Annotated in this window: 9 protein-coding genes; 7 read left to right on the plus strand and 2 right to left on the minus strand. The window is 65.4% G+C overall.

Annotated elements, in window-relative coordinates; genetic code table 11:
* The coding region (locus GF405_09550) for an endonuclease I (protein ID MBD3368396.1) at positions 1-490 on the minus strand (490 nt) is incomplete at its 3' end.
* A 141-nt stretch (positions 491-631) separates the two neighbouring features.
* Between GF405_09550 and GF405_09555 the strand changes: the two genes are divergently transcribed.
* From GF405_09555 to katG, 6 genes are all read left to right on the plus strand, one after another.
* Complete coding sequence (locus GF405_09555; GenBank protein MBD3368397.1) at positions 632-2767, plus strand: T9SS type A sorting domain-containing protein; 2136 nt, start codon at positions 632-634, stop codon at positions 2765-2767.
* Between the two features lie 112 nt (positions 2768-2879).
* Complete coding sequence (locus GF405_09560) at positions 2880-3338, plus strand: YaiI/YqxD family protein (protein MBD3368398.1); 459 nt, start codon at positions 2880-2882, stop codon at positions 3336-3338.
* A gap of 412 nt (positions 3339-3750) precedes the next feature.
* A complete protein-coding gene (locus GF405_09565) occupies positions 3751-3966 on the plus strand; it encodes a cold-shock protein (GenBank protein ID MBD3368399.1) in 216 nt (71 codons plus the stop codon).
* A gap of 120 nt (positions 3967-4086) precedes the next feature.
* Positions 4087-5598 (plus strand): DUF4070 domain-containing protein, encoded by a 1512-nt coding sequence (locus tag GF405_09570; protein MBD3368400.1) that lies wholly within the window; start codon positions 4087-4089, stop codon positions 5596-5598.
* Between the two features lie 152 nt (positions 5599-5750).
* A complete protein-coding gene (locus tag GF405_09575; protein ID MBD3368401.1) occupies positions 5751-6248 on the plus strand; it encodes a transcriptional repressor in 498 nt (165 codons plus the stop codon).
* On the plus strand, positions 6245-8461 hold the full coding sequence (gene katG, locus GF405_09580) for a catalase/peroxidase HPI (GenBank protein ID MBD3368402.1): 2217 nt from the start codon (positions 6245-6247) through the stop codon (positions 8459-8461). Before GF405_09575 ends, katG begins: the two co-directional genes overlap by 4 nt.
* A 157-nt stretch (positions 8462-8618) precedes the next feature.
* Here katG and GF405_09585 read toward each other — a convergent pair whose 3' ends face one another.
* A complete protein-coding gene (locus tag GF405_09585; GenBank protein ID MBD3368403.1) occupies positions 8619-9242 on the minus strand; it encodes a hypothetical protein in 624 nt (207 codons plus the stop codon).
* Positions 9243-9586: 344 nt separating this feature from the next.
* Here GF405_09585 and GF405_09590 point away from each other — a divergent pair.
* On the plus strand, positions 9587-10857 hold a 1271-nt coding region (locus GF405_09590; GenBank protein MBD3368404.1), incomplete at its 3' end, for a family 16 glycosylhydrolase.

Raw genomic sequence — 10857 nt, forward strand, 5'->3', positions numbered from 1 at the left:
CCAGGACGAACGTCGAGCCGTCCGGGCCGGTCTGGTCGACGCGGTAGGCCCAGCCGTCCAGGTGCTCCCACGGCTCGCCGGTTCCGTCAACATCGATCTCGCCGAACACGTCCACGACGCCGCCGTTCATGAAGAGCTCGACCGCGTCGTCGCCGTTGATGCTCGTGGAGGCGTAGTCGATGTAGTCCGGGGCGAATCCGAAGAACGCCTGGAACTGGACATCTTCGTTCGAGACGTAGATGAACTGGCCTTCGACAGCGGAATCGGCCGGGAAGGTGAACTCCTCGCCGTCCGTGCCGCCGCCGTTGTTGGCGGACCCGAGCCCGTAGATCGAGAGGTCGGCGATGTCGGCGCATGCCTTGACCTCGATGGCCTTCGGCAGCCCGCCGGTCAGCGGACCGTCGATCACGCCGGTGATGACGAGGTCAGAGGCGCCCGCGCCGGTGGCGAACAGCGAGAGAGCCAGAGCGATGATGAGCAACTGCTTCATTGCATCCTCCCCTGTGAGAGATGGTACAGAACCCGCGAACTTGACAGACGGTAACACACATATGAACCGACCCGCAACAAGAAAGGCAGCGAAGGCAGTGTCCGGCGTGTTCCACGGTCCGGGGGGTTGAGCGGGCGCACCATGTATGCTATACTGCATCATGGGTGTGCTCATGCCGCGCAGGAGGCCGCGATGATCATTGCGTCCCGCCTCCCGATCACGCTGTCAGTTCTCCTTCTCCTGCTGCCGTCGGCAACTCACGCCGGCTGGCAGGCCACGAGCGGTCCGCCGGGCGGACGCGTGCGCTCATTCGCCGCCGACAGCACGAACGTCTACGCGGCCACCGGGGGTGGGGGCGTCCTGGTCACCGACGACGCGGGCGACTCATGGTCCTTCTCGAACGACGGTCTCACGAGCCACGACCTCAAGTCCCTCGCCATTCTGGGCGACACGCTGTTCGTTGCGAGCGACGAGAACGTCTTCCGCTCAGCGGACCAGGGGCAGTCCTGGGAGCCCTGCGGTACGGAGCTCGCCGGCAAGTACACGAAGACGCTGCTCGCCCACAATGGGCTGCTTTTCGCCGGAACCTATCTCTATGGCGTCTACCGTTCCTCGGACCGGGGGGACAGCTGGGAGGCCGTGAACGCCGGTCTGCCGGTGGAGCGCATCTACTGGCTGGCCGGTGACGACACCTACCTCTACGCTGGCACCTACCTCGATGGGCTGTACCGATCGGGCGACCTGGGTGAGACGTGGGAGGCGGCCGACAACGGAATCGGTGAACCCAACATCATGTCGATGATCTCCTTCGACGAGAAGCTCTACGCCAGCACGCTGTGGAGCGGCGTCTTCGTGTCCGAGGACCACGCCGACACCTGGGACCCGCTGGAAACGAGCCTCCCATCGGTCAAGGGGTTCGTGAGCCTGGGAAGCGATCTCTACGCGGCGGCGCACGGCCCCGGTGTCTCCCGGTCCACCGACTCCGGCCAGACCTGGGCCACCGTCAACAGCGGTCTCTCCGAGACCAGCCTGTGGTCCATCGGCACCGACGGCAGCAACCTCTTCGTGGGCGCGACAAGCGGTCACGTCTACCGTTCTCAGAACGGGGGAGACTCCTGGTCGCTGAGCTTCGGCGGTTCCTTCCCCAGCAGCATCGGCGGGTTGGCGAGCAGCTCGACCAGGCTCATCGCCGCATCCCACGGGGCCGGTCTCTTCTACTCGACCAACGGAGGCGACAGCTGGCACAGCTCGACCTCCGTGTGGACCGTCGAGATCCGGGCCGTGATCGCGGACGGGTCGCTCGTGCTCGCGGGGACCGACCTCCTGGGGGTCTTCCGGTCGGTCGACGGGGGCGGCAGCTACAGTCAGTCGAACACCGGGCTCACGAGCCACTGGATCCAGGCGTTCACGTTCTGTGGGGACTCCATCTTCGCCGGAAGCCGCGACGAGGGCGTTTTCCTCTCCACGAACGACGGGGTCAGCTGGTCACAGCGGAACGACGGGCTCGGCAGTGTCAACATCACCGCGCTCGTGTCAGACGGTGGACGCGTGTTCGCGGCCACAGCCGAGAGCGGCGTGTTCCGAACCGAGGATCTCGGAGACACGTGGGCCGCCGTCAACGACGGCCTGCCGACGGGCGCCATCACGTCCCTCGTGCTGGACGACGGCAGGTTGCTCGCCGGGACAGCCGGCGAGGGCGTGTATGTGTCCGACGACCACGGTGTCTCGTGGATGGCTGTGAACGAGGGACTGCCACCGGACACCCACATCCGCAGCTTGGCGGCGACCGAGACGTACTTCTTCGTCGGCACGAACGCGGGGGACGTGTTCTACAGCATCCGTCCCGGGACGTCGTGGCACGAACTCGGCGGGGCGCTTCCCGGCGGGCCGGTCCTCTCGCTCTGGCCGTCCGGTGACCACCTGTACGCGGGCCTGAGCGGGGGCGGCGTCTGGAAACACGAGCTGTCGGACATCACGGGCGTGGACGAGGAGATTTCTCCCCGTCTCTCGCTCCACCAGAACTCCCCGAACCCCTTCAATCCGGCGACGACGATGCGCTTCACTCTGACGGCCGGGGGCGCCGTCACACTCAGAGTCTTGGACGTTGCAGGGCGGCTGGTGGACACGGTGATCGATGGAGAACTGCCACCGGGAGACCACGAGGCTGTCTGGAACGCGGGCGATGCCCGGGGCGGGAACGTCGCGTCGGGTGTCTACTTCTGCGTGCTCACGACGCCCGAGGGCATCGTGACGCGGAAGATGGTCCTTCTCAAGTAGCACGTTCCTCTCGACAGCTGAACTCTGTATGCTGCCTCGAGTCGCTCCGCCTCCCGGGCAGGTGCGACGCGCACAGGCGGTGCATGGCAATAGGGAAGATGGAGGAGAACACCTGACGGACTCACCTGAGACCACGATCTTCGTAGATGCCGACGCGTGCCCCGTCAAGGACGAGGTCTACCGCGTCGCTCGCCGGTACGGCGTCCGTGTGACCGTCGTCGCGAACTCGTGGATGCGCGTACCGGAGGATGACAGTTTCAAGCTGGCTCTCGTCGAGGGTGACGTCGAGGCGGCCGACGACTGGATCGCGGAGCACGCGGCTGAACGTGACATCGTCGTGACCGCCGACATCCCGCTGGCGGACCGCTGCCTGAAGGCGGGCGCGCGCGTGCTCGGCCACCGCGGGCGCGAGTTCACGCACGACTCGATCGGGGAGGCCGTGGCGGCCCGAAACCTCTCGGCCGAGCTTCGCGACATGGGCATCCAAACGAAGGGACCCGACCCGTTCGACAGGAAGGACCGGTCGCGCTTCCTGCAGGCTCTTGACGCGATGCTGCAGGGCTCCGCATGACCTCTCACCGCCTTTGAGGCCCCTCGTCCTGGTCTCCCGACGGTCTTGGGACACACGCAGTTCGCCCTGCGGGCTGGGCCTGTCCTGTCCCTTCTTCGTCAAGGCTGTCGATTGTGCTTGACGTGGGCGGGTCGGGGGGTTAGTCTACCGTCAAGCAGAGGCGACCACGTTGGTATGGTGACATATCCGGAATCTCCTAGGAGGGACCTGGCGCGCGAGCCGGTCCCTTTTTTGTGCTTCGGGGCGCCATGAGGCGCCCGGGGATATGGAGCCATACCGGCGGACGGAAGCCTCAAGGGGCAGGTGGCCCCGTCATGGTAATGTCGGAACACCGGACCGTCCGGCTCCGACAGGATGATCGCCCGAGGCGGAGCTCGACTCCGCCGGGCGAGAAGCAAGAGAGGTAGCAATAGTGGGTACGACAGGAACAGTGAAGTGGTTCAACGACAGCAAGGGTTTCGGCTTCATCGAGCTCGAGGACGGTTCCAAGGACGTCTTCGTTCATCATACGGCCATCCAGGGTGGCGACGAGTTCAAGACCCTGACCGAGGGTGAGCGCGTGGAGTTCGACGTCGTTCAGGGCGAGAAGGGCCCCGCGGCGGAGAACGTCAGGAAGATCGAGGCGTAGCCTCCGGCTCGATATCGCTCGACCCTTTGAGTTCACGGGGCCGCCTTCTCGCGCGTACTTTGGCGGCCCCGTTCTCTCCTCTCTCCGCGCCACCTCTCCACGGCGCAGTCAGTGAGCCGCATGAACGCGCTCCTGATCTACCCAAGGACCCCCGAGACCTTCTGGAGCCTGACGCACGCCCTCAGACTCATCAACCGGAAGGCCGCATCACCGCCGCTCGGTCTCCTCACGGTGGCCGCGATGCTCCCGTCGGACTGGCACCTACGATTCGTTGACCTGAACGTCCGCGCCCTGAGCGACGAGGATCTCGCCTGGGGCGACACGGCGCTCATGAGCGGCATGATCGTCCAGAGGGACTCGGCGCTCGAGGTCGCCGCGCACTGCAAGGCGGCGGGCCTGACCGTGATCGCGGGAGGTCCGCTCTTCGCGTCCGAGGCCGAGAGGACGAGGTTCGACGACGTCGACCACTTCGTGCTGGGCGAAGCGGAGCTGACGCTCCCTCCCTTCCTTGCCGATCTTGAGCGGGGATCCGCGCACCGTGTGTACGATACGGACGAGTTCGCCGACATGTCCACCAGCCCCGTGCCCCGATGGGACCTCGTGGACCCACACGAGTACGCCTCGCGCGGCATTCAGTTCTCCCGGGGATGTCCGAACGACTGCGACTTCTGCGAGGTCACTCAGCTCTTCGGCCGCCGCTGGCGAATGAAGTCAGTCTCTCAGGTGCTCGAGGAACTGGACACGCTTCACGGCCTCGGCTGGCGGGGTCTCGTTCCCTTCGTGGACGACAACTTCTGCGCCAGGGGGATGTTCCTCCGCCGCGAGCTTCTACCGGCGCTCATAGAGTGGAGCGAGAAGAAGCGCGGCATGAGGTTCAGCGCGCAGGTCACCATGGAGCTGGCGGACGATGTCGGGCTCATGGAGATGATGGTGCGCGCCGGGTTCGACACGGTCTTCATCGGGATCGAGACGATGGACGAGGTGAATCTCACCGAATGCCACAAGAGACAGAACCGGAACCGCGACCTCCTGGCGGATATCAAGCGCATTCAGAGGGCTGGGCTCCAGGTGCAGGCGGGGTTCATTGTCGGGTTCGACAACGACACGCCGTCGGTCTTTGCTCGCATGACGGAGTTCATTCAGAAGAGCGGGATCGTCACCGCGATGGTCGGCATGCTGCAGGCGCCGGAAGGAACCGCTCTCTATGACAGGCTCGACCGCGAGGGGCGGATACGCGTCGACCTCTCCGGCGACAACTCCGACGGCACGACCAACATCGTCCCGCGCATGGGTCTCGAGTCCCTTCAGGCGGGGTACGGCGGCCTGTTGCGCGACCTCTACGCGCCGACGAACTACTACCGCCGCGTCAGGACCTTCCTCCGCGAGTACCGGCCGCCCCGGACGGGCGTTCGGGTCACTCCGTCCCACCTCCTCGCGGCCGTTCGGTCCTTCTACCATCTGAGCCTCGCGGGCCGCGAGCGCTGGCAGTATCCTGGGCTCCTCTTCTGGACGCTCTTCAGACGACCCCGCTCTCTGCCGCTTGCCGTCGCGCTCGCGATCTACGGGTACCACTACCGCAGGTGCTTCGAGCCGCTCTTCGGCGGCGGAGATTCCGGGCCCGCCCCGGCCTAGCAGCTTTCCCGGCATCCCGCGAACCAACTCCCACGACCGCTCAGAGGCCCCGTGTCTCTACGTCTCTACTTCTTGGTTGACACGACGCCCTTGGTGTGGTTTTCTTCCTGTCTGCTAGTCATTCCTATATCGGAGGCACTTTGCAGGTAGATATGAACGAGGTCGAGCGCCGCGTCGAGCGCTTCAAGGAGACCGCCAGGACGGCCGGCATCAAGCTGACCCACCAGCGCCTCGAGATCTTCCGGGAGGTCGCTTCCAGTGTCGACCATCCCAGCGCCGAGGCCGTGCTGAAGGCACTACGGCCCGGGATGCCGACCCTGTCGCTCGACACGGTCTACAGGACGCTCTGGCTTCTGAGGGACCTGGGGCTCGTCTCGACGCTGGGAGCGCGGCGCGACGTCGTGCGCTTCGACCCCAACACCACGCCACACCATCACTACGTCTGTGCCCGGTGTGGTATGACGCGCGACTTCGAGAGCGAAGAGCTCGACGAACTTCGCATACCGAAATCCGTCGAGACGTTCGGAAGCGTCAACGCCGCGCGCGTCGAAGTGCTCGGCGTGTGCAGTCGCTGCGCGAAAGAGCAGAACGAGGGATCACACGACAGCAACTTCAGAGGAGCTGGGGACGACGAAGGGAGCGAGGCATGACCAAGGAGAGCAGATGCCCGGTGACGGGCAAGAGGGGTGCGCACATGGCCGGAGGCGGGACGAAGAACCAGGACTGGTGGCCGAACCAGCTGAACCTGAGGATCCTCCATCAGCACCCACCGATGAGCAGCCCGATGGGGGAGGAGTTCGACTACGCTTCCGAGTTCAAGAAGCTCGATTATGAGGCCTTGAAGAACGACCTCTACGCACTCATGACCGACTCGCAGAACTGGTGGCCGGCCGATTACGGCCATTACGGCGGGCTCTTCATCCGGATGGCGTGGCACAGCGCCGGCACCTACCGCATGGGTGACGGCCGCGGCGGCGCGGGCGGCGGCAACCAGCGTTTCGCGCCCCTGAACAGCTGGCCGGACAACGTGAACCTCGACAAGGCGCGCCGGCTCCTGTGGCCGATCAAGCAGAAGTACGGCCGGAAGATCTCCTGGGCCGATCTCATGATCCTCGCGGGCAACTGCGCGCTCGAGTCGATGGGTTTCAAGACCTTCGGGTTCGCCGGCGGACGGGAGGACCTCTGGGCGCCCGAGGAGGACGTCTACTGGGGCTCCGAGCACGAGTGGCTTGCCACGAGCGACAAGCCCGATAGCCGCTACAGCGGCGACCGCGACCTCGAGAACCCGCTCGCCGCGGTCCAGATGGGGCTCATCTACGTGAACCCGGAGGGCCCGGACGGCAACCCGGACCCGGTCGCGTCCGGCCGCGACGTCCGCGAGACGTTCGCCCGGATGGCCATGAACGACGAGGAGACCGTCGCGCTCGTCGCCGGCGGCCACACGTTCGGGAAGTGCCACGGCGCGGGCGACCCGTCGCACGTGGGTCCGGAGCCGGAAGCCGCCCCCATCGAGGAGCAGGGCCTTGGCTGGAAGAGCAGCTACGGCGCAGGCAAGGGCGGCGACACGATCAGCAGCGGCATCGAGGGCGCCTGGAAGCCGAGACCGACGAAGTGGGACATGGGGTACCTCAGGGTCCTCTTCAAGTACGAGTGGGAGCGCGTCAAGAGCCCTGCCGGAGCGCACCAGTGGCTGGCGAAGGACGTGGCCGACGAGGACATGATCGTCGACGCCCACGACCCGACGAAGAAGCATCGGCCGATGATGACCACGGCCGACCTGTCGCTCCGCTTCGACTCAATCTACGAGCCGATCGCGCGACATTATCTCAAGCACCCGGAAGAGTTCGCGGACGCCTTCGCCCGCGCGTGGTTCAAGTTGACCCATCGCGACATGGGGCCGCGCTCGCGCTACCTCGGCCCGGAGGTCCCGGAGGAGGATCTCATCTGGCAGGACCCGGTGCCCGAGGTCGATCACGAGCTCATCGACGAAGAGGACGCAGCCGCGCTCAAGGAGAAGATCCTCGCCTCCGGTCTGTCGGTCCGGGACCTGGTCACGACCGCCTGGGCGTCGGCCTCCACGTTCCGCGGCTCCGACATGCGCGGCGGCGCGAACGGCGCGCGCATCCGTCTGGCGCCGCAGAAGGACTGGGAGGTCAACGAGCCCGAGAAGCTCAGGAACGTGCTCGAGACCCTCGAGGGCATCCAGAAGGAATTCAACAAGCCGCAGTCCGGCGGGAAGAAGGTCTCGCTCGCTGATCTCATCGTCCTGGGCGGTTGCGCGGGTGTCGAACAGGCGGCCCGGAACGCCGGGCACGAGGTGACGGTTCCGTTCACGCCGGGACGCACGGACGCGTCGGCGGAGCAGACCGACGTGGATGCTTTCGCCGTTCTCGAGCCGTGTGCGGACGGGTTCAGAAACTACCTCAAGAAGAAGTACTCCGTCCCGGCCGAGGAGCTTCTCCTGGACCGGGCGCAGCTCCTGGCACTGACCGCGCCCGAGATGACGGTGCTCGTCGGCGGGATGCGGGTCCTGGGTGCCAACGTCGGCGGATCTCAGCACGGCGTCTTCACGGAGCGACCCGGGACGCTGACGAACGACTTCTTCGTCAATCTGCTCGACATGGGCACGGTGTGGAAGCCGGTCTCGGAGGACGGGGACACGTTTGAAGGCCGCGACCGCTCGACGGACGAACTGAAGTGGACCGGCACCAGGGTCGACCTTGTCTTCGGGTCGAACTCACAGCTCCGGGCCATCTCAGAGGTCTACGCGAGCGAGGACGCCCGGGACACATTCGTGCGCGACTTCATCGAGGCGTGGGACAAGGTGATGAACCTCGACCGGTTCGATCTGGAGCGCTTGTAGAACAGAGCTTCGGACAGAGGTGCGGGAGAGCAGCGCCGCAGTTGGAGCCGGCCCCGTCGTCTGTCCGGGCAGGACGCAGTGCGAAGGGCCGCCCTCCGTGAGGAGAGCGGCCCTTCTCTTCGAGCGGAGCGGGCCGACGCCCGCCGACCCAGAGCGCCTACTTGAACATGGCCTTCACGCCGCCCCACGTCGCAGCCTCAACCGGCACGGTGCCCTGGTCGAGCACGACGTTGTCGACGTGCATCAGACAGGTGCTGGCAGGGTCCGCTCCCGTCGTCGCCGTGAACTGAATCGTGAGGAAGTCCGTTCCGGCAGGCGCGACGAACGAGCCGCTGAACGTCTCCCACGTGTTCCAGGGCCAGTACGGCCCCATTAGTCCTGTGCCGCCGACGATGCCGACGCCCGACTGCTCGGCGAAGATCTCGACGAAGAACACGCCGCCGACATCGGCCTGGTCGAGCTTGAGATCGAAGGAGTAGTCCACGTCGCCGTCGGACGCGGTTCCCGGATCGGTCGACTGCTTGAGTACGAGACCGACTGCCGGTGCCTGGTTGTCCATGAACGCGTTGTGCGTTCCCGGTGCCGAGGGCCCGTTGTCGGGTGACTGGACCGTGATCGACGAGCTGGGGCTCGCGCCGAACACCTGCCACCCCGTCAGGTCACCCGTCTCGAAGTCAGGGTTGACGAGCAGGTTCGCGGCCTGCGCGCTGTCCATTGCTCCGATCGCGGCGAAGGCGAACACGGCGAGAGCGACGATGAACACTCTGTTGCTGAACTGCATGGTCTCTCCTCCCTTTTCCGGCACCACAGCCGTTGCCACCTGCTTCATCCCGCCGCACCCGGTCTCTCCCCATGGCGGCCGGAGCGTCATGGCGAGGAAGAACGCGGCGTCAGTCTGAACGGGGACCAGTGTACACTATGTTCGGTAGGCGAACAATCTTTTTCTTTCATCCCGTGTGATGGGCCCATAGAATGGGCAATGTGTCCCAGTAGATGGGGTGGTGTTGGAGATGATAGATTGTAAGTTGGGCGAGCAAAGTGTACAATGGTCCATAGTGTGCGGCACAGGTTCTGGCGTCTGGATGAGAGCGGGTCCATCTCGGTCGCGTTCCATGGGAGGACGACGTGAAGACAGCTCTTGTGATGTTCCTGGCAGTGCTCCTCACTGGGGGCGTGGCTCACGCGCAGGTCGGCGACCTCATCTGGGAGGAGCCGTTCGACGATCTCGACAACTGGATCATCCTGACGGGCAACGGTTCGTGGGGATGGGGGAACGGCGAGCTGCAGTACTACTCCGGTGACAACATCGACGTCGTGGAGGTCCCCGGCGACCCGGGGAATTCGGCGCTGAGGATCACCGCGCGCGAGGAGAGCGGTCCGGGCATCGTGGACCAGTGGGGGAACCCGCTGAACTACACGTCGGGAAGGCTCTACTCCAAGTCGAAGGTCACCGTTCGGTACGGGATGATCGAGACGCGCATGCGCGTTCCCGATCTGGACCTCGGGGGATGGCCGGCGTTCTGGCTTCTCGGCAACAGCAACTACGCGTGGCCTCGGTGCGGCGAGCTCGACATGATGGAGATGGGCGGGAAGCAGATCTACCGCGACCTCCACGACACCCACAACGGCGGGAACGGACAGGACAACGCCACGGTCAATCAGAGCGTCGGCGCGAACGCCATCTTCTACTCGGACGACGCCGTGAACCCAGGGAACCCGTCCGGTGCCGCCAGCATCTCGTGGGACCCCGACGATCTCTACTGTCGCCCGTACTACAACTACGATGACCCGCTCGTCGACCGCTTTCTGCTCTACCGGATGTACTGGGACGAGAGCAGTCTCCGGTTCACGGTCGTCGACGACGGCGTCGAGTACGACCTCTTCGAGACTCCGTTCTCGATCGACGCCGAGTCGGATGAGTTCACGAAGCCGTTCTATCTCGTCACGAACCTCGCGGTCGGCGGGGCCTTCACCGACGCGTACAACCTGGGCGACCCGGGGAGTGGCCTGCCTGTCACGATGCCGCTCCCGGCGGAGATGTACGTCGACTACGTCCGTGTCTACGAGTGGAACGGACAAGGGGAGGTCCATCTCGGCCCTCCTGAGTTCGAGAGCGGCGTGTTCGGTCTCTTCACTGAGGAGACGCCTGTGACGGGCGAGCTGGTCCCTGAGGTCACATCCGAGATCTACGTGTGGGAGGGGACGCTCACCGACGGCACGATTCCGCCGTACGAGGGAGAGGACGCTCTCTCCTGGCAGACGACGGGCCTGGGCTGGTTCGGCGCGGGCATCATGGCGATCGAGCCTCTGAACCTCTTCGACTTCGGGGACGGCCATCTGAAGTTCCGCATCAAGATCCCTGCGAACGTCACCTTCAAGATCGGCATCATCGACGC

The organism is Candidatus Effluviviaceae Genus V sp. (assembly GCA_014728125.1).
In the GTDB taxonomy this organism is placed as follows: Bacteria; Joyebacterota; Joyebacteria; order Joyebacterales; family Joyebacteraceae; genus WJMD01.

Coding starts and splice junctions, on each gene's coding strand:
- GF405_09555 (MBD3368397.1), top strand. CDS start 632: ATGTATGCTATACTGCATCATGGGTGTGCTCATGCCGCGCAGGAGGCC.
- GF405_09570 (MBD3368400.1), top strand. CDS start 4,087: ATGAACGCGCTCCTGATCTACCCAAGGACCCCCGAGACCTTCTGGAGC.
- GF405_09575 (MBD3368401.1), top strand. CDS start 5,751: ATGAACGAGGTCGAGCGCCGCGTCGAGCGCTTCAAGGAGACCGCCAGG.
- katG (MBD3368402.1), top strand. CDS start 6,245: ATGACCAAGGAGAGCAGATGCCCGGTGACGGGCAAGAGGGGTGCGCAC.
- GF405_09585 (MBD3368403.1), bottom strand. CDS start 9,242: ATGCAGTTCAGCAACAGAGTGTTCATCGTCGCTCTCGCCGTGTTCGCC.